Raw genomic sequence first — 23,874 nt, forward strand, 5'->3', positions numbered from 1 at the left:
GGCTACTTATACATTTAAATCGGATATTAGCACCAAATATATGTGAGTTGAATGATTGAAGCAATATTACAGGGGATTGGTGCGGGTATTTTGTTTTCGTTTTTAACAGGACCTGTTTTCTTTTCCATGATCAAGACCAGTATAGAAAAGGGTTTTAAAGCCGGCTTTTCTTTGGCAATAGGAGTGATACTGAGTGACATCATATTTATTACTTTTACGATCTTTAGCTCTCAGTTCGTGAATTATAATCCGGCATATAACAAGTATGTTGGTATTGTTGGTGGTCTTTTCCTTTTGGGAGTGGGTTTATATTACCTGATCAGCAAAGTAAAGATAAACTATGAGATCTCGGAAATACTGAAAGTTAATCGGAGCGGTTATATCCTCAAGGGCTTTTTGATGTGCCTGCTGTCTCCTACTACGCTGATGTTTTGGGTTGGTGTGGGCGGCTTTGTTTCTGCACAGCTGCACTACGCCATGGCAGAGAAAGTAGTGTTCTTTGTAGTAGCTATGGCCACGCAGCTGTTTGTAGATTCATTAAAGACCTATTACGCCGCCAAGCTGCGGTATAAAATTAAAGAGAAAAACATCAAGGTGCTGAACCGGGTTGCCGGAGCGGTGATTATCATCTTTGCCCTGCGCATATTTTTTGAAGTAGTCACCAAATATTACAAGTAAATAAAAAAGGTGCTGTGAAATCACAGCACCTTTTTAGATAAAGCCAGGATAAACCCGGCTTGATTTTCTTTAGTAAGCCCTCTGGTTGCTTCCTTCTTTCCAGTTTACAAAGGCTTTGTTCACTACCTTGTTACCTCCCGGAGTTGGATAATTACCAGAGAAATACCAGTCGCCTTTATGGTTAGGGATTGCAACATGCAGGTTATCCAAAGTCTGATAGATCACCTCTACATCTGCAACCGTTTCCGCCGGAGTAATGATCTTTGCAATTTGTGCCGAGATCTCTTCCTGTTTAAACGGCCTGTATATCTCTTTAACGTGATTAACGATCTGATCTTTAGGCAAAAGCAATGATGCTTTACACTTCTCGTACACCTCGTCTATGATATGCGCCATTCCGCGTTCTTTCAGCAACTGGATCGCTGCTTCAAAAGCTACAAACTGGCCCATTTTAGACATGTCAATACCGTAACAGTCAGGATAGCGTATTTGCGGGGCAGAAGATACGATAATGATTTTTTTAGGGTGCAGCCTGTCGATGATCTTGATGATACTCTGTCTCAGTGTTGTTCCCCTTACAATAGAGTCATCCACTGCAACAAGTGTATCCACATCGTTTTTGATCACGCCGTACGTAGTATCATAAACATGGGCAACCATTTCCTTCCGGTCTGCATCGGCAGTGATAAAAGTACGCAGTTTAACATCTTTGATAGCCAGCTTTTCTACTCTTGGCGCCATTGAAAGCAACTCCTCCATTTCTTCTCCACTAAGATTTTCCTTACGTTCAATCAGCGTATCTTTCTGGATCTTTCTGATGTGCTCATGTAAGCCATCTACCAAACCATAGAAAGAGATTTCAGCCGTATTGGGTATAAAAGAGAAAACCGTATGTTTCAGGTCAGATTTTACTGCGGTCAGGATCTGATCGATCAGTAATTTACCAAGCTTTTTTCTTTCTGTATAAATTTCAGCATCGCTTCCGCGGGAGAAATAAATACGTTCAAATGAACACGATCTTTTCTCCAGAGGCTCTCTGAACTGTTCCATACTTACTGTACCATCCTTTTTAACAATCAAGGCATGGCCGGGAAGCACTTCTTTTACTTCACCAAAAGGAATATTAAATGCAGTTTGAATCGCAGGGCGCTCAGAAGCACCTACCACGATCTCATCATCTTGGTAATAATACGCAGGGCGGATTCCCGAAGGATCACGCATAAAGAAAGCATCTCCGTTCCCAACAATTCCGCACATGGCATAACCACCATCCCAGGTTTTGGCAGAGCGGCGGAGTATATTTGCAATGTTCAGGTTGTCTGATATCTTGTGTGTGATTTCCACATTTGAAAGTCCTTCCTTTTTGTAACTATCAAAAAGATCCTGATTTTCATCATCAAGGAAGTGACCGATTTTCTCTAAAACTGTAACTGTATCAGCCTGCTCTTTGGGATGCTGTCCTAATTCATACAGTTGTTCCAGCAGTTCATCAACATTGGTCATGTTAAAGTTACCTGCTACAACAAGATTACGCGTCATCCAGTTATTCTGACGAAGAAAAGGATGGCAGTTTTCAATTGAGTTTTGTCCATGGGTACCGTAACGCAGGTGGCCCATTAATACTTCCCCGATAAAACTTACATTTTGTTTGAGCCATTCCGCGTCCTGCATGAGTTCAGGAGTTTCATTCTGGATGTCTACAAATTTGCTGTGTACATAACCAAAAATATCTGCAACGGCATTTTGCGCCATCGACCTGTAGCGGCTAATGTAACGGTGTCCTGGTTTTACATCTAATTTGATTGTTGCAATTCCTGCTCCGTCCTGCCCCCTGTTGTGTTGTTTCTCCATCAAAAGATACAGCTTATTCAGGCCATAAAGGGCAGTACCGTATTTTTTCTGGTAGAATGAGAGCGGTTTTAAAAGACGGATAAAAGCAATTCCGCATTCGTGTTTTATCGAGTCACTCATTGTTTGTGGTTTGAGCCGCAAATTTAGAGTTAATAATAGTATGAACCTAGAAAGAAATACAATCTTTCTTACAGTTGACTTTGGATTAAAAACCGCTTTAATTATAGCATAAAAGCAATTTAAAACGGTTTAGCTAAAAGTGCAGAAAATAATTTGACGTTATAACTACGAAATGGCGGAACGATCACCAGCGGACCCGCGAAGAAACGATATTCTCATCAAAAAAAATCGAGGCATTCTGATCAAAAACCTTTTCATCTCCCGAGGTATAAAATTTCTTGCTGCGCGCTCTGCCCAGCTGTATTTCCAGTTCGGGATGACGTTGCAGGTAGTCGGCTAAACTGTGTGCAACGATATCGCCCTGGGCCACCAGTTTAAACCCTTCCGGCAGCATTGCCCTTAACTTTGGGATGAGCAGCGGATAATGGGTACAGGCAAGCAGGATGGTATCAATTGCCGGTGATTTTGCCAGCAGTTCATCAACATATTTCTGAACAAAATAATCAGCACCGGGATTAATATGTTCATTGTTCTCAATCAGAGGAACCCATAGCGGGCAGCTTTGCTGAACCACATTCAGTTCTGGAAAAAAATGACTGATCTCAATCGGATAGGATTCAGAATTTACGGTACCACGGGTTCCCATCACACCTATCGTATTGGTTTCAGTGTATCCGCCTATAACCTCAGCTGTAGGCCTGATTACCCCAAGTACCCGGTGGTTTGGATACTTTACCGGAAGCACACGCTGTTGTATGGTACGCAGTGCTTTGGCAGATGCGGTATTGCAGGCAAGGATCACCAGCGGACATCCTTGTGCAAACAGCCACTCTACGCATTCCAGCGTGTACTGATAAACAGTTTCATAAGAATGATCTCCATAGGGCGAGCGGGCATTGTCGCCCATATAAATATAGTTATACTCCGGCAGCTTGTCGGCAATGGATTTAAAGACCGTAAGGCCACCATATCCTGAATCAAAAATACCTATAGATTTCGTATCGTTCATAGCAAAAAAAAAGCGGAACCAGGGTTATACCCGATTCCGCAATTTAATATATTTTTAGGACTATTTTTTAGGTGCAGCAGCTGCAGCTGTTGTTCCTGAAATACCCAATTTAGTTTTTACCGCAGCAGTAACATCGTCACCACCTTCCCATGCAAGCAGGTTGTTTGCACCTTGCTGAGCAGAGATATCAAAGATATAAGCAAAGCCTTTTTCTCTTGCTACTGCTTTTACCGCATTGATAAATTTAGTATTTAAAGGAGCCAGTAACTCACCTTGTTTAGTAGCAATATCCTGTTGTGCTTTTTGTGTAGACTCAGTGATACGTTTTTTCATATCATCCAGTTCAGCACCTTTAGTCTGCAGTTCTTTTCCTACAGTTTCTTTATTAGCTTCGCTAAGCGTTTTGTTTAATGCAACTGCAGCTTCATACTTGGTCTGGTACTCAGTTTGCATTTTTTCAATCTCAGTTTGTTTTTGTTTTTGCAGTGCTTCTAATGTAGTAGATGCTGTTTTGGCTTCCGGCATTGCTGCGAAAATCGCTTCAGAATCAATGTGTGCAATTTTTTGCTGAGCGCTTGCAACATTAGCAGTAAACACTAAGCCAGCTGCCACAAAAAATACGTTAATTAACTTTCTCATTTCTATTGTTCTAATTGTGTTTTAATATTTATTTAGGTGTGTCTATTTTACTGATGTGCTTGGTTTATATCCTAATCTGATGATCACGTCATTACTCAGGTCATAGTTGCTGCTTGAATAAATCATCATTGTAGATTCACTGCTTTTATCAAAGATAAAGTCCAGGAACTTAGTTTTTGCCAGATCTGCGATTACTGCAGTTACTTTGTCCTGGATAGGCTTAAGCAACTTGGTACGCGTTTGGAAAAGCTCTCCCTCAGGACCAAATTTCTGGCGCTGGTATTCTTTTGCATCCTTTTCTTTTTCGATGATATCGTTCTCTCTGCGCTTGCGCATATCATCAGTAAGCAATACCTGGTCTGCCTGGTAGGCTTTGTACATCTTATCGATTGCAGCAAAGTTGGCATCAGACTCTTTCTGGAACTGTTGCGACAACACATTCAGCTGGTTCTGCGAAGATTTGTACTCAGGTAAATTTTTAAGAATATATTCTGTATCTACATAAGCGAACTTCTGTGCAAAGGCACCGAACGTTGCGAACATTAAAAAACCAATTAAAATAACCTTCTTCATCTGTGTGTATTTTGTTTTTAAAGGTAATGAATTAATTAAATCCACCCAATTGCTGAGCGATACTAAACGTAAAGGATTGCTTTCCGCCTTCTGTAATTACACCAGCCGAACTTGGAATGGCATCAAATGCGTGTCCGTAATCAATTCCCAGCATTCCAAATATCGGTAAAAATATCCTTGCTCCAATACCTGCCGACCTTCTAATGTTAAAAGGATTGTAATCTGAGAACTTGTTCCAGGTATTACCGCCCTCAGCAAAACCAATCAGATAAGCTGTAGCCTGCTGGCTCGCAATTACCGGATATCTGATCTCCATTACATATTTACTGTAGATCGGGCTACCAGAGTTATAAGCAGTATATGCAGCATTATATGTGGTTGCTGTAGCCGGGATCACTACGTTGTTGGCATAACCACGCATCGTGATCAGCTCTGATCCCTGAAGGAAGTCAAATCCCTGCATACCGTCACCACCCAGTTTAAACCTTTCAAATGCAGACTGACCTACGGCCGAGTTGTATGAACCAAGGAAACCGAACTGTGCCTGTGCTTTCACAACAAACTTACCTGCCAGCCTCTGGAACCATTGTCCCTCAAATTTCCATTTGTGGTATTCTGTAAACCTGTATTTCTGCTTATCAGAAGCCGTGGCATAGTTAGTATTATTCAATAACGAATAAGGTGGAGTTGCCTGTATAGTGAACTTGAAATAAGAACCTTCCGTTGGGAAGATTGGTGAGTTTCTTGAATCCCTGCTCAGCTCCTGCGTTAAGTTAAAGTTATAAGATGTACCCGTAGAAAACAAATATCCGGGATAGTTATTCAGAATATACTGTTGTGCATTGATTGAGTGTGTCAACTGGAAATAGTTATCAGGCCATTTCAGTACGCGTCCCAAACTCACCGTCACACCGTTCAAACGGATTCTTTGTGCTGCCGTTGTAGAAGTAGCCACGTACGACTGTAATGAGGTGAAAGCACTTAAACCAAAACTCACTGGTTTCTTACCTCCAAGCCATGGCTCAGAGAATGAGAAGCTGTACGACTGGTAGTAACTACCGTTGGTCTGTCCGCGAAGACTCAGTTTCTGACCGTCACCTTTGGGCAATGGTTTGTACGCTTTTGGGTTAAACAGGTTTCTCAGTGAGAAGTTGTTAAAGGTAAGCCCGATCGTTCCGATTACACGGCCACCACCAAAACCACCTGACAGCTCTACCTGATCTGAAGGTTTCTCTTCAACTGCATACTCAATATCAACCGTACCGTCAGAAGGATTTGGTTTAGGCGTAGGAACAGTTTTGGATTCATCAAAGTTCCCAAGCTGACCGATATCCCTTACCGTACGTACCAACAGGTCTTTAGAGAATTTATCACCCGGCCTGGTACGAACCGCACGCAGGACAACCCTGTCATTCGTAATCGTATTACCTTTAACCGTGATCCTGTTGTTTGTATACTGAGGTCCCTCATAGATCCTGATTTCCAGGTCTACAGTATCATTATAAATTTTTGTCTGAACCGGCTCCACATTAAATGTCAGGTAACCATCGTTCAGGTAAATGCTTGACACATCATCACTTTCGGCACCGTTGCCATGCAGTTTCACATTCAGTTTCTCCTCACTGAAAATATCGCCTTTTTCTAATCCAAGTACCTTTGTAAGGTCCTTGGTAGCATATTTCGCGTTTCCAGACCAGGTAATATTTCCAACATAATATTTTGGTCCTTCATACAGATCAATCTTAATGCCCACCGATTTTTCATTGTACCTGTAAGTGGTATCCTTGATGATCGTTGCATCACGGTAACCCTTTTCCTGCATTTTTGCTACCAGCTTCTCTTTATCTTCCCCGTATTTTTCTTTACTGAATTTACCAGGACCAAAGACTTTGTAAAAAGCCATTTTCTTGGTCTTCTTCATAAACTTACGCAACTGCGCAGCTTTGAAGTTTACATTTCCCGTAAAATCGATCTCATGCACCTTCACTTTACGGCCTTTATCTACAAATACCTGCAGTACCACTCCATTTTCCATGTTTGGATCAGGCTTGGTTTTGTACTCTACTTTAGTAAAGAAATAGCCCTTTTCAGCAAGATATTTATTGATGATTGTGGTAGTGCTGTTGTACGTATTTTCATTGATAATCGTCTTGCCCGATTTCGAATTCAGCTTTTCGGTGATGTCTGTTTTCTGTGATTTGCTCAGCCCGTTCAGTTCAAATGAACTCAAACGCGGACGCTCAACAACCTTGATATCAAAGTAAACCGTATCCTGGTCAAGTTTGGCAATATTTAATTCAACATCATCAAACAAACCCTGCGCCCATAACGTTTTAATAGCGGCAGAGGTAGCTTCACCGGGAAGTAAAATCCTTTCCCCTTTAATTAATTTGGAAAGTGTAATAATAACTTCTTTATCAATGAACTTTGCGCCACTCAAAGTTGTTCCTCCTATAATGTATTCTTTAGGTTGAAAATAATCTAAATCTGTACCGCTTACTTTTAAGCTTGGCGTGACTGGATTAGACTTGGGACGGTTGATCTGGGCCATTGTCGGTAACCCGATCAACAACAATAATATAAGTTGGTATATTCTTTTCATTTACAATCTAAAAAACGTTGCTAAGTTAATTTAAACACATGTTAAAAAGTGTTAAAAGTAAAATTAGTTCAACTGTTCACTAATTTTACCGAAGCGACGTTCGCGCTTTTGATAGTCTACAATAGCTTCAAAAAGGTCTTCCTTCATGAAGTCGGGCCACATGGTTTCCGTGAAATAAAGTTCACCATAGGCTATCTGCCACAAAAGATAATTACTGATTCTATGTTCACCGCCGGTACGGATCAGCAGTTCAGGATCTGGCATACTGTGCGTGGTTAACTGAGAAGAAAATGATGATTCATTAATATCATCAATCTCCATTTTTCCCTCCTTAACCTGCGCGGCAAGTTTTTTTGCGGCCTGCACAATCTCCCATTTTGAGCTGTAACTCAGGGCAAGTGTCAGTGTACAACTGGTATTTTTTGCCGTCTCGTCCATTGCGTTCTTCAGATCGTCAATACATTTCTGCGGTAAAGAAGCAATGTCACCTATGGCATTCAGCCTTACATTATTTTTATTCAGGGTAACAATTTCTGCATTGATTGTAGAGATCAGGAGCTCCATCAATAAATTGACCTCTTCAATGGGGCGGTTCCAGTTTTCCGTAGAGAAAGCATATACCGTTAGATATTTCACGCCAACATCAGTACAGCCTTCTACCACATCTTTTAACGATACAACCCCGCTTTCATGTCCGAATGACCTGAATTTTCCCTGATTTTTAGCCCATCTTCCATTCCCATCCATAATGATTGCGATGTGTTCCGGTAAGCGGCTAATATCTATTTGTTCTTTAAATCCCATTATTTGTGCAAATATGGCTAAAATGTCTAACAATCAGAAGAGTTTGTTACACCACTCCTAAAAGAAGGGTCAAAGTTATAAGTTATTTTGTTTATTTCTACCATAAACTTTAGCGGTAAATTTAAAAAGTAAAACACTTATCCGAGGTGAAGGTATAAGAAATCCCGATGTGTAAAAAAAAGTACGTATCGTTCTTTCTGTAATCGCCCCGCTGTCCGCCGGGATTCCAGTTATGAGGTAACTGTGAGGGATTGGAAAGATTAATATAAAGAGGATGCTCTGCATCAATCCTGCCATATGCACTAACCAGTGGATACTTGTCCCCTACATCATCCAGATAATCTGTATGTACCGTTCGGTAGCCTATCTGCGATAACAATGCCCAGTGGTCAGAGATCCGGTATTTTACACCCGCACCGTAAGGGATGCTGAGCGCATAATTCCTATAGTCTTTCCCTTCGGTTTTGTAATATTTTAGCTCATACTCCTGCCCCTGGTAGGTAGCCCTGGGATTAAAGAGCACACCGCCTATACCGGCAAAGATAAAAGGGCTGAAACGTTTGGTTCCCCCTCCGGCAAAATAATCGAAAAAATTAAAGTCTACCTGCAGGCTCAGCTCATTCAGTGGGGTACTAAAATTGAGGTTCCTGCTCCTGAAATCAGGATTGGAGGAGGTAGCATCATTGTCTTTGATCTTACCATGGTTGTAATGTATACCTATTGCCCAGTAAGGGTCAAGGTTTCCTTTAACAAATGCCCCGAATGCCGCCCCGCTAAAGTCAAAAGGATCTTTTGGGTTAAGATCTCCCATATACCCCGAAGCACCTGCATTTACTCCAACTTCCATTACCTGCGCCAAAGCAGCCGTAGAAAACAGGCATAACAGCATAACAGAAACCAGGATGCTTTTAAACTTCATTTTAATAATTGCGCGTGTCTATTCCCCAAAGTAACTTGTTCCTGAGCGTAGTCAGGTAGCTCTCATTGTTCAGCCTGATCAGGTTAACATGAAAAGCCGCTTTATTGATCGTTATTTTTACAGACCTGTCTACTGTAGCAGTTCTGGAATCACATGACACAAGGAATTTGGTACTTCTCGCTTCAACTTCAAAGCGCAGGGATACATCGTCCGGAATAATTACCGGTCTCACATTTAAGTTATGCGGCGCAATAGGCGTAATAACAAAATTTTGTGCGCTGGGAAAGATAATGGGTCCCCCGCAGCTCAGTGAGTATGCTGTTGACCCCGTTGGTGTGGCAATAATCAGCCCGTCGGCCCAGTAAGAGTTAATAAATTCATCATTCATGTAGGCATGAATGATCATCATAGCTGTATTGTCGCGTCTGTGGATCGTGATATCATTCAGTGCAAAGTTTTCGTCACCAAACAAGTGATGTTTGGATTCGAGGTTCAGCAGCGTCCGTTTATCAAGGGAATATTCATGGTTCACCAGGGCCTGTATGGCATTTCTAATCTCATTTTTATTGATACTGGCCAGAAAACCCAGGCGGCCGAAGTTGATCCCAATAACAGGTATGCCCGAATCGCGCACCAACGCCAGGGTATCCAGCAAGGTGCCATCCCCGCCCAAACTGATCAGTACATCAGCATTATTACATAATTCAGGGTGATCACAGAAAGTAGCCAGGCCTGCCGGCAGCTTTACTTTATCTTCAATAAACTCGTGGTAATCTTTATGTACGATAGTTTCGATTTCGTATTCCTTCAGGGCATCAAAAACATCCTGCACAAAAGGTAAAACGCTATTATTAAACTCTCTGCCGTATATTGCAATCTTCATTAGCGTTTATTGTTTTTGTTATGACGACGCTAAGGTAGCAAAAAGGAGATTATACATTTAAATAATTCATCAGCGAATTGTACCGGTCTTCGGTGCCATTATCGGTAATAGTGCTGTTGAAAACTGCCTTCACCTGATAATTATAACGTTCAAAGGATGAAATGATACCTGAAAGTTCAGTCTTATTGATCTTGAGAGTGACCTCCATACGGGTAGAGTCCTGAAAAGACTGTACATAAGAAGACAGTATCTGTGCATTATCCCCTTCAACGATCTGAGCCATATGGGATAAGGAATTATTCCTGTTATTGATTTCAAGAACGATAATTCCTCCCGGTTCCTTTACTGCATAAATCTCAGAAGTATAATCGATCAGGTTGTGTATAGAGATAATTCCCAGATAGTTTTTACTGTAATCCAGCACGGGCACGATAGAAAGCTGGAGCTGGTGAAATACCCTGATCACATCATAAACATGTGCATCCTGATAAACGAAAGGATTGAGAATAGTTAATGAAAGTCCCCCGAGCGCCTCTTCAGGATGGCGGACTTCCAGTAATTCTTCTTCGGCAACAATGCCCAGGAACTGGCTTTCATTTACAATAGGCAAATGATACAACTTGAACTCAGACAGCCTGTCCAATGCCACCTGAACTGTGTCAGACGTCCGCAAGGGAGGGATGGTGTTGGATATGAGTTCAGATGCAAACATTGTTTATTTCAATAAAATTCTATTTAAAAATGTATTCAGGTACTCGTTAAATACTTCGGGCTGCTCCATCATAGGGGCATGGCCGCATTTGTCAACCCAGTTCAGTTCAGAGTTGGGCAACAGCTGATGAAATTCTTCAGCTACATCAGGCGGAGTAACTTTATCCTGTTTGCCCCAGATCAGTGAAACCGGGATAGTAATTTTCGAAAGTTCCTTCGCCATATTATGACGGATGGCAGACTTCGCTAATGCTAAAATACGAATAACTCTCGAACGTTCATTCACCGATTTGTAAACTTCGTCAACCAGTTCTTTTGTCGCAATTGCAGGGTCATAAAAAGTGAACTCTACTTTTTCACGGATATAATCATAGCTTTCTCTTCTTGGGAAGGAACCGCCAAAGGCATTTTCGTATAAACCAGAACTGCCTGTGAGTACCAGTGCTTTTACAATTTCCTGATGCGCCGCTGTTACCACTAAGCCTACATGTCCGCCCAGTGAATTTCCTACCAGTACTACCTGTCCAAGCTTTTTAAACTTTATAAACTTATGAACATACTTGGATAAGCTTTTCACCCCGAGTGTGAGCAGCGGCAATTCATAAATCGGAAGTATAGGCACCAGAACATGGTACCTGTCCTTAAAATAGTCAATTGCAGGCTCCCAGTTACTGAGTTCACCCATTAAACCATGAAGTAATACCAGGGGTTCGCCTTCGCCGGCTTCTATAAAATTAAACCCATCCTCTTCTATTACCTCGTATTTCATGCGTTTATAATTTTTTTTTGTTTGATTGCAATTTGGAGTTTATGGTTCACCGTTAATCTCAAAATGTAATGCTACTAAGTTAACAGGCAAAAACAATTTAAAGCAATATTAACGGTTAATTTTATAAAAATTGTTTTAATGACAAATGATTAACACAATTTATGCCAATTGACTTTTTAAGATTTCTGCAATGAGTTTACCATCTGCTTTTCCGGCAAGTTCTTTGTTTGCCAGCCCCATTACTTTGCCCATATCTTTCACTGAACTCGCGCCAGAATCCCTAATCAGGCTGGCTATCAGCACTTCAACCTCTTCCCTGCTCAGCTGTTGCGGCATAAACTGGCTGATCACTTCAATCTCCTCTTCTTCAATCACCGAAAGGTCTTCCCTGCCCTGCTGTTTGTATATATCAGCAGACTCTTTTCTTTGTTTTACTAATCTTTGCAGGATTTTCAGTTCAGCTTCTTCATTAATCTCTTCTGCAGATCCTTTTTCTGTTCTTGCCAGTAATAACGCTGCCTTGATGGCGCGTAAGCCCCTCAGCTTTGCCTGGTCTTTAGCCAGCATTGCTTTTTTGATCTCCTGATCTATAATTGTTGATACCATATATTTTAATTTTACTGTTTTCTGTTTACGACGTATGAATTAGCCTGGGCAGTTGGCGTAATGATCATATCATTTATATTTACATGTGCAGGACGGCTTACTGCAAACCAGATCGCCTCGGCAATATCCTGCGCAATCAAAGGTTCCAGTCCTTCATACACTTTATCTGCGCGGGTATCGTCGCCCTTAAAACGGGTTTTCGAAAACTCCGTTTCTACCATCCCCGGATTAACTGCGGTAACTTTGATGCCATGCGGCAGCAGGTCTATCCGCATTCCTTTATTCAGTGCATCCACAGCGTGCTTGGTTGCACAATATACATTACCGCCCGGATAAACCTCTTTACCTGCAGTTGAGCCGATATTAATGATATGCCCCTTTTGCTGAGCGATCATCCAGTTGGAAACAATCTTGGTTACATATAGCAATCCCTTAACATTTGTATCGATCATTGTATCCCAATCATTCACATCGCCCTGATCTATCGGATCAAGTCCTAAGCTCAGGCCGGCATTGTTGATCAGGACATCCACCTGTTTCCAGTCTTCCTCCAGTGCGTTGAGCACATCTGCCACAGCAGCTTTATCTCTAACGTCTGCAATAAGCGTTTTAATCTCTACTGCGTACTTATCTGTAAAATGTTTAGCGATTTTCTCCAGTTTATCCTGTTTTCTGGCTACAAGTATCATTCTGTAACCCTGCTGTGCAAATAAATGTGCGCAGGCTTCGCCAATACCTGAAGTTGCTCCTGTGATGAGTGCTGTTTTCATTTGAGTATGTCTATGTCTTTTTCAGGTAATGAAACTCAATGGTACCTTACCCCTTCGTTAACTGAGGGGCTGGTTCATGAAGGTTTCATTGCTTGTGGGGCAAAGCTATGATTTTTTAGGCTTGATGCTTATTCGAAAAATAAACTGAATGTCACATGACGCAACCTTAATCTGTCGATTGGCATATTATAGGGGTTTGGCTGGTCATTATTCAGGATATTGTTTACAGAATATGACAGTTTGATTTCGGGAGACATCTTGAAGTATTCAAAATAGAGGTCCATTCCAAATGCCGCTTCATAAGAGAGATAGCTTTTTTTATTTTTCAGCAGCTTGTACAGGAAGTCCTGCCCTGAATCGTCCGTCTTTTTTTTAGAGGCGATGTCCATCGAATATTTTGCGCCGTACAGCATATAAGCCCTAAAGTTATTCCGGCGGTCTGACTTGATCTTGATACCCAGCGGAAACTCCACCATGGTGGCAGACACTTTTTGTTCTACACTGCTGAAAGGCATGTTTACTGTTGTAGGCTGTGTATATTCATATTCCATCAGCCTGTCACTAAAAACCAGTGTGGGCGTCATCCGCACATCAAGGTGATTGCTGATCCGGCCATTTACTACAAAGCCAATCCCGAAGCCGGGCGAAGATTTGCCGTATACGGCTGATAAGGAATCGGTAATCGGCAGTTTGGTATCGGGGTCCCTGAAGCGTTCCCGCCAGTTGGCCTTTTTCTGAACGATATAATTGGAATTGGTATATTGAAAAGTAAAACCAAAGTGGATAGGTTCATCATCCACACCGCCGCCCCAGTTCTGTGCACTGGCACCGGCAAATGTAAAGAGAAGAATAACCAGCAGTGGTAATTTTATATTCATCCAGCCTATGCTTTAATCCCGGTATAAATTGCACTGATGCCAAAGGTAAGCGGGCGGTGTTTTGTACTTTGATATCCCACCTTGTCCATCAGTTGTGTGAACGACTTTCCATCAGGGAAAGCGATCACTGATTCATTTAAATATGTATATGCTCTGGCATCTTTGGAAAACAACTTCCCAAATACCGGCAGCAGATGTTTAAAATAAAAGTTATACGATTGTTTTATTGGAAAGGCCGTAGGCTTTGAAAATTCCAGTATCACGATCTTACCACCGGGCTTTAATACCCTTAACATATCTGAGAGACCTTTTTCAAGGTTTTCATAATTCCGTACGCCAAAGGCAACAGTTATGGCATCAAAGTGATTGTCATCAAAGTGCAGCCCTTCAGAATCTCCCGTTTGCACGGTAAATACATGTTGCAGCTTTCGTTCTGCAATTTTCCTGCGTGCCACATCTAACATACCTACGGAAATATCAACGCCAATGATTTTTTCTGGGGCCAGTATTTTGATCGCCTCAAAGGCAAAATCACCTGTCCCTGTTGCAACATCAAGCATAATCCGCGGCTTTAAGGCAGATAGCTCACGGATTGCTTTCTTGCGCCATAAAATATCTATGCCTGCCGATAAAAAATGGTTCAGGAAATCGTAGGTGCCGGAAATGTTATTGAACATTGTAGCTACCTGTTCTTTCTTGGTTACAGCAGCAGATTGGTATGGTGTTATTTTTTCGTTCATGGTAAGCGGCAAAGATAAGTATTGTTGAAAACTAATTTTCTACCTTTGTCAAATGATTATAAAATCAGCAACATTTATTTGTAGTAACACTAAGATATCGGCCCTGCCGGTAGCAAATATGCCTGAATATGCCTTTATTGGGCGTTCAAACGTAGGAAAATCCTCTTTGATCAATATGCTGGTGAACCAGCACGGACTGGCAAAAACGTCTCAAAAGCCCGGAAAAACTCAGTTAATCAACCACTTTTTGGTCAACGAAAAGTGGTATATTGTAGATTTGCCCGGTTATGGTTATGCAAAAGTATCCAAAAACAGCCGCGAAAACTGGGAGAAATTCATCCGTAACTACATCATCAAGAGAGAAAGTTTACAATGTGTATTCGTTTTGATAGACAGCAGGCTCCCGCCGCAAAAAATTGACATCGAGTTTTGCTGCTGGATGGGAGAGATTCAGATCCCATTCGTCCTGGCGTTTACCAAGGCCGATAAGCAGTCTTCTGCCAAAACCAGCCAGAACATTGCGCTCTTTAAAAAAGAACTGTCGGGATGGTTTGAAGAGATCCCTCCCGTTTTTGCTACTTCGGCAGAAAAAATACAGGGCAGGGACGAGATCCTGAATTTTATTGAACAGACCAATCTCGATTTTGCCATGCCCATCCTTACACCAAGAGAAGATATATAATACGCATAAAGATGAAGAAGTATTTTTCGCTTGTGCTCTTTGCACATTCCGTTTTTGCATTACCTTTTGCCATGATCGGTTTTTTCCTGGGCATCACCACTACCGATCATCCATTTCAATGGCTAACCCTTGTACTGGTGTTGTTGTGCATGGTGTTTGCAAGAAATTCTGCAATGGCTTTTAACAGGTATCTGGACAGGGACATCGACGCCAAAAACCCCAGGACAAGCATGCGCGACATTCCCTCGGGCAGGATATCAGCAAACGAGGCACTAATTTTTGTGATTGTAAACTGTTTGCTGTTTATCGGCACCACTGCGTTTATCAATAATTTATGCCTTTACCTTTCACCGGTTGCGCTCTTTGTAGTGCTGTTCTACAGTTATACCAAAAGATTTACAGCCTTGTGCCATATGGTACTTGGACTTGGCTTATCGCTTGCCCCAATAGGCGCTTACATTGCAGTAACCGGACAGTTTAATATCGTGCCGGTATTGTATTCGTTTGCAGTACTGTTCTGGGTAAGCGGATTTGATATCATTTATGCCCTGCAGGACGAGGAGTTTGATAAAGGTGAAAAGCTGCACTCCATTCCTTCAGCCCTGGGCAGAAAGAATTCACTGCGCTTGTCCGAAGCATTACACGTCTTTTCAGCAGTATGTGTGATCCTGCCCATCCTGTTTACGCCTTTCAGCTGGGCATATTATATAGGTGTGGCCTTTTTCTGTTCGATGCTCATCTATCAGCACCTGCTGGTAAAACCAAATGACATCAGTAAAGTAAATAAAGCATTTATGACTACCAACGGACTGGCTTCGGTAATATTTGCCGGATGTTTCCTGCTAGATGCTTTTTTAAGAACCTTTTTAAATTTCTAAAACAATGATTGATCTGACTATTCCAAAAAAAACGCGCACATATATCCCTCAGGACCTCGAAATTAAATGGGACACGATTTCTCCGGTTCTTGATGAACTTCTCAACAGAACCATCAGCAGTGTAACTGAACTGGAGCACTGGCTGAAAGATAAAAGTGAACTCGAAGCTGCGCTTGAAGAAGATTTTGCCTGGAGATATATCAAAATGACCTGTGATACGGCAAACGAAGAACTGGTAGCCAGCTTTCAGTACTTTGCTACAGAGATTGAACCAAAGATCTCCCCTATTGGAAACCTGTTGAATATCAAACTGGTGGAATGCCCTTTTATTGATGAACTTGATCACGACAAATACTTCGTATACATCAGGGGCATCAGGAAAGCGCTTGAGATTTACAGGGACGAGAATGTGGAACTTTTCACAAAGATCCAGATCACGGCACAAAAATATCAGGCTGCAAGCGGCGCGATGACAGTGACAATCAATGATCAGGAATATACACTGGTACAGGCCGCGAATTTTATCAAGGATGTGAGCCGTGCTGTCAGACAAAACGCCTGGGAACTGATCCAGCAGCGCCGCCTGGTAGATAAAGACGATTTGAATATCATCTTTGATGAACTGGTAGCAATGAGGCATCAGGTTGCCCTCAATGCGGGCTTCGAAAATTTCAGGGATTACAGCTTTCAGGCCAGGGGCAGATTTGACTACAGCGTGAAAGACTGTTACGATTTCCACGAGGCTATCGAAAACGAGATCGTACCGATTCTCAAAGAACAGGCAGAGAAAAGGGCAGAAGCATTGGGACTTGAGATCCTGAAACCATGGGACACTGATGTTGACGTTACCGGTAAACCTGCACTGAAACCTTTCGGCAGCGGTGAAGAACTGATCGATAAAAGTATTGCCGCTTTTACGGCTATTGACCCCAAGCTGGGACAGATGCTTTCAATTATGAAAGCAAACAACCTGTTTGATGTAGAAAGCAGAAAAGGAAAAGCTCCCGGAGGATATAATTACCCGCTGGCAGAAACCGGCGCCCCTTTTATCTTTATGAACTCTGCGGGATCGATGAGAGACCTTACAACAATGGTACATGAGGGCGGGCATGCGGTACACACTTTCCTTACTGCAGACCTTGAACTGAACGACTTTAAACACTGCCCTTCTGAAGTTGCCGAACTGGCATCCATGAGTATGGAATTGATCTCCATGGATCAGTGGGACATCTATTTTGACAATGAAGATGACCTCTTAAGAGCGAAAAGGGAACAGCTGATTGATGTGTTGAAAACCCTGCCATGGGTAGCGGTTATCGATCAGTTCCAGCACTGGATCTATACCAACCCTTCACACAATGCGGCCGACCGTGAAGAGGCTTTTAAGCAGATATATAGCACCTTTGGTGCCGGATTTGCAAACTGGGAAGGTCTTGATCACGAATTTGGCAACCTATGGCAGAAACAACTGCATGTATTTGAACTGCCATTTTATTATATTGAATATGGTATAGCACAACTGGGTGCGATAGCGATCTGGAAAAATTACAAGGAAAATCCTGAAAAGGCGATACAGCAGTATCTTGATGCGCTGGCCCTTGGGTATACCAAACCGATGAACGAGATCTATGAAACTGCGGGTATTAAATTTGATTTCAGCAGCAGCTATATCAGGGAACTGGCATCCTTCGTTAAGAATGAACTCGATAAATTAGGCTAGTTTGCCATAATTTATATTTTTATTTATAATTTGAGCAAAAACTAAAAACGCTTTCACCCAAATGTTTGAAAATCTTTTCAGGAAAAAGTCGATCACCAAGATATTAGAAGATGCAGAAAAAGGCTATGGCGACCATGCGTCCCTGAATAAAACGCTTGGCGTAAAAGACCTTACCGCATTTGGAATTGCTGCTATCATTGGCGCCGGAATTTTCAGCACTATTGGAAAAGCAAGTGCCGATGGTGGCCCGGCAGTAATCTTCCTGTTTATTTTTACGGCTATTGCCTGCAGTTTCGCTGCCTTTGCCTATGCAGAATTTGCATCGATGGTTCCTGTGTCAGGAAGTGCCTATACCTATTCTTATGTAGCCTTCGGCGAACTTGTTGCCTGGATCATCGGCTGGTCGCTCATCATGGAATATGCCATTGGCAATATTACCGTGGCCATCTCCTGGTCTGACTATTTTACGGGCCTCCTCTCCTCCATCCATATACCGGCATTGGGGATCAATGGTATTCACCTGCCCGACTGGATGACGATGGATTATCTTACGGCCTACAATGGCCATCAGCATGCGCAGGCTTTGCTGAATGCCGGAAAAAGCTATGCCAACCTGGATGAATCTGTCAGGATCACCAACAATGCCTGGATCACTGCACCACAGATAGGAAACTTCCACGTAGTGGCCGACCTCCCTGCATTGGGTATCATCATCCTGATTACCTGGCTGGTTTACCGTGGGATGAAAGAATCCAAAAATGCAAGTAATGCCATGGTGGTGGTTAAACTGGCAGTAATCCTGCTGGTATTATCTGTAGGTGTTTTCTATGTGGATACCGCCAACTGGAACCCTTTTGCACCAAACGGTGTATCTGGAGTACTTAAAGGGGTGTCAGCTGTATTCTTCGCTTATATTGGTTTTGATGCCATCTCTACCACGGCAGAGGAATGTAAAAACCCACAAAAAGATTTACCCAGGGGTATGATGTGGGCCATCATCATTTGTACTGTCCTCTACGTGGCAATCGCTTTGGTACTTACAGGTATTGTTAAATATGATAACCTCGCTGTCGGCGATCCCTTAGCCTTTGTATTTGACCATATCAATCTGAAACTGATGAGCGGCATCATTGCCGTAAGTGCTGTCTTCGCCATGGCCAGTGTACTGCTGGTTTTTCAAATGGGCCAGCCCAGGATCTGGATGAGCATGAGCCGCGACGGCCTGTTGCCAAAGAGATTCTCAAAGATTCACCCGGTTTATAAAACGCCTTCCTTTGCCACGATCGTAGTAGGTTTTGTAGTAGCCGTTCCATCGCTGTTCATGAACCTCACAATTGTTACGGACCTGTGCTCTATCGGAACATTATTCGCCTTTGTGCTAGTGTGTGCAGGAGTATTGGTGCTGCAAAACAAACCCAATATCCAGCGCGGTAAATTCAGGATTCCCTATGCCAATTCAAAGTATATCATTCCTGTTGTATTTGCCGGTTCCATTGCTGCTTCATTCATTTTCTTCAAAGCTGAAACTACTGCTTTTCTTAGCAATAAAGCGAAGGTAAATGATCCGATCAGCTTTATCACTTCCCTGAACGGTACAGAACTTTCTGCTGTTCAGCGTCAGATTAAACTGGAACAAACACCTTCTGCCATCATCGAAAAAAACATCGATACCGAAGCGTACCTCAACGGACTTACCGAAACGCAGTATCAGAGCTTTGTGGAGAAAAGCAATGTAAGCACGGATAAGAAGTTTGAAAGTGGCTGGAGCCTTTTCAAGCATAAGATCCCGATGTGGATTTTCTTTGTAATCTGTGTGGTTGTAACTTACTACTGTATCACCAAAAATCTCTCGCTCATCCCGGTGCTCGGCCTGCTCTGCTGCCTGTACATGATGTGCGAACTGGGTATATCCAACTGGATAGGATTTGGTATCTGGCTGGTAATTGGCTTAGTGGTTTACTTCCTGTATGGGTTTAAACATAGTAAGTTGAATACGGATAATCAGGTATAGCTAATGGATCGCTAAAAGCATTGTATTGTATTCCGGCGGCATTAATATCCTGTTTACATGCAAATTGAGTGTCTCCCAACTGCGCTGAAAAAGCATTGTACTGTATTCCGGCTGCATTAATATCCCGTGTACATGCAAATTGAGTGTCTCCCAGCTGCGCTGAAAAAGCATTGTATTGTATTCCGGATGCATTAATATCCCGTGTACATGCAAATTGAGTGTCTCCCAGCTGCGCTGAAAAAGCATTGTACTGTATTCCGGCTGCATTAATATCCCGTGTACATGCAAATTGAGTGTCTCCCAGCTGCGCTAAAAAAGCATTGTACTGTATTCCGGCTGCATTAATTTGCTGCGCAAAAGAACGCTCAGGCCTTCATACAGTACAATGCTTTTTTCAGAGATGTTCTGTCGCATGATGGCCCCTCAGACGATCCCTTTCACATCCCCAAATAGTAACTCATTCAAAAAAACAGGTATGCTATATGACGGCCTTGCGTTCTTTTGCGCAGCAAATTAATGCAGCCATCATATAGCATACCTGTTTTTTTGAAATAAGATTATCTATGGCAAAAAACCGTAGATAATCCGTCACATTCAGAGAAGCAAATGATTACATATATTATGATGCAGACTATGCAATTGTTTCAGGAAGGGAAAACGAAATTAAACCTTCAATCGGTTCAGGTCAATATCATCTGTAGAAACAAAATTCAGCGGTACCTTCTCAATCTCCACATAACTGGAATCGAGTCCAAAACTCCGCTCTTCAGACATGCTCAGTTTCTTCAGGATGATATACCAACCCATGATCGTGCGTTCATAGAAACTCAGTTTTGAAAACTTTGACAAGTGTTTTTCCAGTAAGATAAACCTGAAATCCCCGGCGATTTTATGTTTTTTCAGAGAAGGGTACTGACTTGTAATATCTACTTCACCATTTTTCACCAGCTCTTCAATCACTTTTCGGTACAACAGGTTTACACGCTGCTCTACCCTGAATCCCAGTTTAAAATCAATCCGGATCAGCTTCCCCGGTATCAGGAAATCTACGGTGTAGTCCTGGGTAAACGGTTCATCTACTACATCAACATGCACCAGCCAGTATACATCGGCCCGTTTGGGCTCCTTCTGCAAGATGGAATACATAATCTTTGATTCTACTTCGTTTTTGAAATTCGCACTGGTGAGGTATACCAGCTGCGATGAATATTTGGGAACAGTACTATCTTCGCTCAGCTCGCTGATGATCTCAAAATAATCTCCGATATCCACAAACTTTACAAACCTGTTTTTGATCCTCCGGGCTACAAACCAGCCCCACATTACGGTAAATAAAGCGGCCCCGATCAGCAGCGTTACAAAGCCCCCATGCAAGAACTTAGTCATGTTACCGGCCAGAAAAGCCAGTTCCAGTGAACCATATACCCCTACAAAAATTACGACAGCATAGAGCGGTACTTTCTTCATCCGCATAAATACGGCAACGAGAATAGTTGTTGCAAGGAAAGTCATGTTGATCGCCAGTCCATAAGCCCCCTCCATAAAGATGGATTTTTTAAATACCAGTACGATAGCAAGACAGCCTGCGCAGAGCAGCCAGTTGATAGAAGGGACATAGATTTGTCCTTTTTCATTGCTGGGGTAATTAATCCTCACTTTGGGCCATAAATTAAGCCTTACTGCTTCAGATATTAACGTAAAAGAGCCCGTAATCATCGCCTGACTGGCAATAACCGCAGCAACCGTTGCGAGCGCTACCATAGACAAAAGATAAGGCGGCGGCACAATCTGATAGAAAGGGTTTAAATTATTGTCATAATGCGGATGCTGTAACAGCCATACGCCCTGTCCCAGGTAATTCACGATCAGGGTAGCCTTAACGAATATCCAGCTCACTCTGATGTTATTTCTTCCGCAGTGGCCAAGATCAGAATATAAGGCCTCAGCTCCTGTGGTACACAGAAACACGCCGCCCAAAATCACCAGCGCCATGGGGTTGGTAGTAAGCAGGTGCACTGCATAATATGGATTTAACGCTTTAAGGATACTGAGGTCCTGCACCACATACATCAGTCCCAAAATGCCCAGGGTAGCAAACCAGAGAAACATAATCGGACCAAATAACTTACCTACCAGGCTGGTACCGAATTGCTGTATGATAAACAGAAGGGTGATAATAACCAGTACGATCGGGACCACATGCAGATACGGGAACTTTACCTGCAGCCCCTCAATAGCAGTTGTAACGGTAATACTTGGCGTTATGATCCCATCTGCAAGTAATGCACATCCACCAAGGACCGCAGGGATCACCAGCCATTTAGCCTTTCGGCGTACCAGTGAAAAAAGAGAAAAAATTCCGCCTTCACCATTATTGTCGGCACGAAGCGTAATTACTACATATTTGATGGTTGTTTGTAAAGTCAGTGTCCATATGATGCAGGATAGCGCACCCAGCACCGTCATCGGCGTAATCTGCTGTCCGCCATCACTTACCGTATTAAAGATAGCCCTTAAAGTATACAAGGGTGATGTACCAATATCGCCATAAACGATTCCCAAACTGATCAGCAGTCCTGATGCTGAAAGTTTGTTTAATTTTTTTGTTTCAGACACTTTAAGTATGTTAATTAAAACTTTATGTAATGTTAATTAAAAATGATAATTAAGATGATTAACGTTGAATTAAATGCAATCACCGCATTATTTAACAGCAGCAACTGTTAAATTGTGTTAAATATTGTCTTACCTACAAAATCTTTAATTTTTCTGTGGAATTATTTCTACTTTTGCTGAAGATACATGAATACAAAAACAAAAACGATCTCACTCATTCACTTAATTTGCATCATATGCATCAGTGTATTATGCAGTGTCCCTGTTTTTGCCCAGCGTTCTGATAGTATTGCCGCAACATCCAAGTACAAAAGAATCATTAAGACCCCTCAGATTAAGGGCGATGTTCCTTCGTACAAACCAAACTACACCCCTGGTTCCCAAATCGCATCTTATAACAGCCTGCTGTCACACAATAAACCCGGCGGAGGCAAAGCGGATAAAATCCTGTCTGTATTGAGGGTCTATCCTAACCCGGTTGATGATCAGATCAATTTCATTCTTCGCCTCGAACGCGAATCCAATATTTCAATAAAGATAATGGACCTTCTGGGAAATGAAGTTGTAACGCTTTCAAACGAACGTTTGTCTGCCGGTGAGCAAACCAAAACCTTTACCATTCCAAACAGGCTGAACAGCGGAATTTACTTTCTGCGTTTTGTTGCCGGTTCTGAAACCATCGTAAAACGTATTTCCGTTTTATAATTTTCCCTTATTCCTTTCCTTTTTAGTGGATATAAAGTTACTTTTACGCATCATGCTGTCTGCATGAGCCAATTTAAAACTATCACCACCCGATATGAAAGTAATTGCCATAGGCCGTAACTACGCTGCACACGCCAAAGAACTAAACAACCCATTGCCTTCAAGCCCTGTCATATTTCTAAAACCAGATACTGCAGTACTGAAAGATAACAAACCCTTTTATCTCCCTGATTTCTCTTCTGATATCCATTATGAACTCGAAGTAGTCCTTAAGGTCTGCAAGGAGGGAAAACACATTGCCGAGAAATTCGCTTCCAATTATTTTGATGAGGTAGGACTGGGGATTGACTTTACTGCGCGTGATATACAGAACATCCATAAAGAAAAAGGGCTTCCATGGGAACTGGCAAAATCATTTGATAATTCTGCTGCCATCAGCCATTTTATACCAAAAAACAAAATAGCAGATCTGAACGATTTGCAGTTTGAGTTAAAGATCAACGGAGAAACGCGCCAGAACGGAAATACCAGGAATATACTCTTCTCCTTTGAAAAGATTATCTCTTTCGTTTCACAATACATCACCCTCAAAAAAGGAGACCTGATTTTTACGGGAACACCTGAAGGAGTGGGACAGGTCCATCAGGGCGATAAGCTGGAAGCCTGGATTGGCGAAGAGCAATTTCTGAATTTCGATATAAAATAAGTTG

22 protein-coding genes are annotated in these 23,874 nt (G+C 42.2%); 7 read left to right on the top strand and 15 right to left on the bottom strand.

From position 1 onward, the window contains the following. Positions 1–51 precede the first annotated feature (51 nt). Entirely contained in the window at positions 52–678 is a 627-nt protein-coding gene (locus FN831_RS10435) for a LysE family translocator (RefSeq protein ID WP_142528184.1), read from the top strand. A 69-nt stretch (positions 679–747) separates the two neighbouring features. Here FN831_RS10435 and FN831_RS10440 read toward each other — a convergent pair whose 3' ends face one another. The 14 genes from FN831_RS10440 to ubiE all read right to left on the bottom strand — a co-directional run bounded on the left by FN831_RS10440 (position 748) and on the right by ubiE (position 14,552). Further along, on the bottom strand, positions 748–2,649 hold the full coding sequence (locus FN831_RS10440; RefSeq protein WP_142528185.1) for an amidophosphoribosyltransferase: 1,902 nt from the start codon (positions 2,647–2,649) through the stop codon (positions 748–750). 184 nt (positions 2,650–2,833) lie between these two features. After that, positions 2,834–3,658, bottom strand: coding sequence for a glutamate racemase (gene murI / locus FN831_RS10445; protein ID WP_142528186.1), 825 nt, complete (start codon positions 3,656–3,658; stop codon positions 2,834–2,836). Between the two features lie 60 nt (positions 3,659–3,718). Further along, positions 3,719–4,297 (bottom strand): OmpH family outer membrane protein, encoded by a 579-nt coding sequence (locus FN831_RS10450; RefSeq protein ID WP_142528187.1) that lies wholly within the window; start codon positions 4,295–4,297, stop codon positions 3,719–3,721. A 42-nt stretch (positions 4,298–4,339) separates the two neighbouring features. Beyond that, positions 4,340–4,870 carry an OmpH family outer membrane protein gene (locus FN831_RS10455; protein ID WP_142528188.1) on the bottom strand — a complete coding sequence of 177 codons (531 nt, stop codon included), beginning with the start codon at positions 4,868–4,870 and terminating at the stop codon, positions 4,340–4,342. A gap of 31 nt (positions 4,871–4,901) precedes the next feature. Further along, on the bottom strand, positions 4,902–7,472 hold the full coding sequence (locus tag FN831_RS10460) for a BamA/OMP85 family outer membrane protein (RefSeq protein WP_246101465.1): 2,571 nt from the start codon (positions 7,470–7,472) through the stop codon (positions 4,902–4,904). A 63-nt stretch (positions 7,473–7,535) separates the two neighbouring features. Continuing rightward, positions 7,536–8,276, bottom strand: coding sequence for an isoprenyl transferase (locus tag FN831_RS10465; RefSeq protein ID WP_142528189.1), 741 nt, complete (start codon positions 8,274–8,276; stop codon positions 7,536–7,538). A gap of 121 nt (positions 8,277–8,397) precedes the next feature. After that, the gene (gene porG / locus FN831_RS10470) at positions 8,398–9,195 is read right to left on the bottom strand and encodes a type IX secretion system protein PorG (RefSeq protein WP_246101467.1); all 798 of its coding nucleotides are present in this window, start codon (positions 9,193–9,195) and stop codon (positions 8,398–8,400) included. 1 nt (position 9,196) lies between these two features. Then, a complete protein-coding gene (locus tag FN831_RS10475; RefSeq protein ID WP_142528190.1) occupies positions 9,197–10,078 on the bottom strand; it encodes an NAD kinase in 882 nt (293 codons plus the stop codon). A 49-nt stretch (positions 10,079–10,127) separates the two neighbouring features. Continuing rightward, on the bottom strand, positions 10,128–10,790 hold the full coding sequence (locus FN831_RS10480) for a CBS domain-containing protein (RefSeq protein WP_142528191.1): 663 nt from the start codon (positions 10,788–10,790) through the stop codon (positions 10,128–10,130). 3 nt (positions 10,791–10,793) lie between these two features. Beyond that, on the bottom strand, positions 10,794–11,558 hold the full coding sequence (locus tag FN831_RS10485) for an alpha/beta fold hydrolase (RefSeq protein WP_142528192.1): 765 nt from the start codon (positions 11,556–11,558) through the stop codon (positions 10,794–10,796). A 159-nt stretch (positions 11,559–11,717) separates the two neighbouring features. Next, entirely contained in the window at positions 11,718–12,164 is a 447-nt protein-coding gene (locus FN831_RS10490) for a GatB/YqeY domain-containing protein (RefSeq protein WP_142528193.1), read from the bottom strand. 11 nt (positions 12,165–12,175) lie between these two features. Beyond that, positions 12,176–12,934 (bottom strand): SDR family NAD(P)-dependent oxidoreductase, encoded by a 759-nt coding sequence (locus FN831_RS10495; protein WP_142528194.1) that lies wholly within the window; start codon positions 12,932–12,934, stop codon positions 12,176–12,178. Positions 12,935–13,062: 128 nt separating this feature from the next. Beyond that, the gene (gene porT, locus FN831_RS10500; protein WP_142528195.1) at positions 13,063–13,812 is read right to left on the bottom strand and encodes a type IX secretion/gliding motility protein PorT/SprT; all 750 of its coding nucleotides are present in this window, start codon (positions 13,810–13,812) and stop codon (positions 13,063–13,065) included. Positions 13,813–13,817: 5 nt separating this feature from the next. Further along, complete coding sequence (gene ubiE / locus FN831_RS10505) at positions 13,818–14,552, bottom strand: bifunctional demethylmenaquinone methyltransferase/2-methoxy-6-polyprenyl-1,4-benzoquinol methylase UbiE (RefSeq protein WP_142528196.1); 735 nt, start codon at positions 14,550–14,552, stop codon at positions 13,818–13,820. Positions 14,553–14,604: 52 nt separating this feature from the next. Here ubiE and yihA point away from each other — a divergent pair, with 52 nt between their 5' ends. The 4 genes from yihA to FN831_RS10525 all read left to right on the top strand — a co-directional run bounded on the left by yihA (position 14,605) and on the right by FN831_RS10525 (position 19,843). Continuing rightward, the gene (yihA, locus tag FN831_RS10510; RefSeq protein ID WP_142528197.1) at positions 14,605–15,234 is read left to right on the top strand and encodes a ribosome biogenesis GTP-binding protein YihA/YsxC; all 630 of its coding nucleotides are present in this window, start codon (positions 14,605–14,607) and stop codon (positions 15,232–15,234) included. A gap of 11 nt (positions 15,235–15,245) precedes the next feature. Beyond that, the gene (locus FN831_RS10515; protein WP_142528198.1) at positions 15,246–16,112 is read left to right on the top strand and encodes a UbiA-like polyprenyltransferase; all 867 of its coding nucleotides are present in this window, start codon (positions 15,246–15,248) and stop codon (positions 16,110–16,112) included. Between the two features lie 4 nt (positions 16,113–16,116). Beyond that, the gene (locus FN831_RS10520) at positions 16,117–17,832 is read left to right on the top strand and encodes a M3 family oligoendopeptidase (protein WP_142528199.1); all 1,716 of its coding nucleotides are present in this window, start codon (positions 16,117–16,119) and stop codon (positions 17,830–17,832) included. 61 nt (positions 17,833–17,893) lie between these two features. Continuing rightward, on the top strand, positions 17,894–19,843 hold the full coding sequence (locus FN831_RS10525) for an amino acid permease (RefSeq protein WP_142528200.1): 1,950 nt from the start codon (positions 17,894–17,896) through the stop codon (positions 19,841–19,843). A gap of 663 nt (positions 19,844–20,506) precedes the next feature. Here the strand turns inward: FN831_RS10525 and FN831_RS10530 are convergent. Continuing rightward, positions 20,507–22,459, bottom strand: a complete 1,953-nt coding sequence (locus FN831_RS10530) for a KUP/HAK/KT family potassium transporter (protein WP_142528201.1) — start codon at positions 22,457–22,459, stop codon at positions 20,507–20,509. A 186-nt stretch (positions 22,460–22,645) separates the two neighbouring features. Here FN831_RS10530 and FN831_RS10535 point away from each other — a divergent pair, with 186 nt between their 5' ends. After that, positions 22,646–23,164 carry a T9SS type A sorting domain-containing protein gene (locus FN831_RS10535; RefSeq protein WP_246101469.1) on the top strand — a complete coding sequence of 173 codons (519 nt, stop codon included), beginning with the start codon at positions 22,646–22,648 and terminating at the stop codon, positions 23,162–23,164. Positions 23,165–23,258: 94 nt separating this feature from the next. Then, positions 23,259–23,870, top strand: coding sequence for a fumarylacetoacetate hydrolase family protein (locus tag FN831_RS10540; RefSeq protein WP_142528202.1), 612 nt, complete (start codon positions 23,259–23,261; stop codon positions 23,868–23,870). Positions 23,871–23,874 lie beyond the last annotated feature (4 nt).

The organism is Pedobacter westerhofensis, from assembly GCF_900182595.1.
Lineage (GTDB): Bacteria > Bacteroidota > Bacteroidia > Sphingobacteriales > Sphingobacteriaceae > Pedobacter > Pedobacter westerhofensis.

What these genes read in the sequence shown, in the direction of transcription:
- FN831_RS10485 (WP_142528192.1), bottom strand. Translation starts at nt 11,558, where the DNA reads ATGAAATACGAGGTAATAGAAGAGGATGGGTTTAATTTTATAGAAGCC.
- FN831_RS10455 (WP_142528188.1), bottom strand. Translation starts at nt 4,870, where the DNA reads ATGAAGAAGGTTATTTTAATTGGTTTTTTAATGTTCGCAACGTTCGGT.
- porT (WP_142528195.1), bottom strand. Translation starts at nt 13,812, where the DNA reads ATGAATATAAAATTACCACTGCTGGTTATTCTTCTCTTTACATTTGCC.
- murI (WP_142528186.1), bottom strand. Translation starts at nt 3,658, where the DNA reads ATGAACGATACGAAATCTATAGGTATTTTTGATTCAGGATATGGTGGC.
- FN831_RS10525 (WP_142528200.1), top strand. Translation starts at nt 17,894, where the DNA reads ATGTTTGAAAATCTTTTCAGGAAAAAGTCGATCACCAAGATATTAGAA.
- yihA (WP_142528197.1), top strand. Translation starts at nt 14,605, where the DNA reads ATGATTATAAAATCAGCAACATTTATTTGTAGTAACACTAAGATATCG.
- FN831_RS10520 (WP_142528199.1), top strand. Translation starts at nt 16,117, where the DNA reads ATGATTGATCTGACTATTCCAAAAAAAACGCGCACATATATCCCTCAG.
- FN831_RS10450 (WP_142528187.1), bottom strand. Translation starts at nt 4,297, where the DNA reads ATGAGAAAGTTAATTAACGTATTTTTTGTGGCAGCTGGCTTAGTGTTT.
- FN831_RS10460 (WP_246101465.1), bottom strand. Translation starts at nt 7,472, where the DNA reads ATGAAAAGAATATACCAACTTATATTATTGTTGTTGATCGGGTTACCG.
- FN831_RS10535 (WP_246101469.1), top strand. Translation starts at nt 22,646, where the DNA reads ATGAATACAAAAACAAAAACGATCTCACTCATTCACTTAATTTGCATC.
- FN831_RS10490 (WP_142528193.1), bottom strand. Translation starts at nt 12,164, where the DNA reads ATGGTATCAACAATTATAGATCAGGAGATCAAAAAAGCAATGCTGGCT.
- ubiE (WP_142528196.1), bottom strand. Translation starts at nt 14,552, where the DNA reads ATGAACGAAAAAATAACACCATACCAATCTGCTGCTGTAACCAAGAAA.
- FN831_RS10465 (WP_142528189.1), bottom strand. Translation starts at nt 8,276, where the DNA reads ATGGGATTTAAAGAACAAATAGATATTAGCCGCTTACCGGAACACATC.
- porG (WP_246101467.1), bottom strand. Translation starts at nt 9,195, where the DNA reads ATGAAGTTTAAAAGCATCCTGGTTTCTGTTATGCTGTTATGCCTGTTT.
- FN831_RS10515 (WP_142528198.1), top strand. Translation starts at nt 15,246, where the DNA reads ATGAAGAAGTATTTTTCGCTTGTGCTCTTTGCACATTCCGTTTTTGCA.
- FN831_RS10475 (WP_142528190.1), bottom strand. Translation starts at nt 10,078, where the DNA reads ATGAAGATTGCAATATACGGCAGAGAGTTTAATAATAGCGTTTTACCT.
- FN831_RS10440 (WP_142528185.1), bottom strand. Translation starts at nt 2,649, where the DNA reads ATGAGTGACTCGATAAAACACGAATGCGGAATTGCTTTTATCCGTCTT.
- FN831_RS10495 (WP_142528194.1), bottom strand. Translation starts at nt 12,934, where the DNA reads ATGAAAACAGCACTCATCACAGGAGCAACTTCAGGTATTGGCGAAGCC.
- FN831_RS10480 (WP_142528191.1), bottom strand. Translation starts at nt 10,790, where the DNA reads ATGTTTGCATCTGAACTCATATCCAACACCATCCCTCCCTTGCGGACG.
- FN831_RS10435 (WP_142528184.1), top strand. Translation starts at nt 52, where the DNA reads ATGATTGAAGCAATATTACAGGGGATTGGTGCGGGTATTTTGTTTTCG.
- FN831_RS10540 (WP_142528202.1), top strand. Translation starts at nt 23,259, where the DNA reads ATGAAAGTAATTGCCATAGGCCGTAACTACGCTGCACACGCCAAAGAA.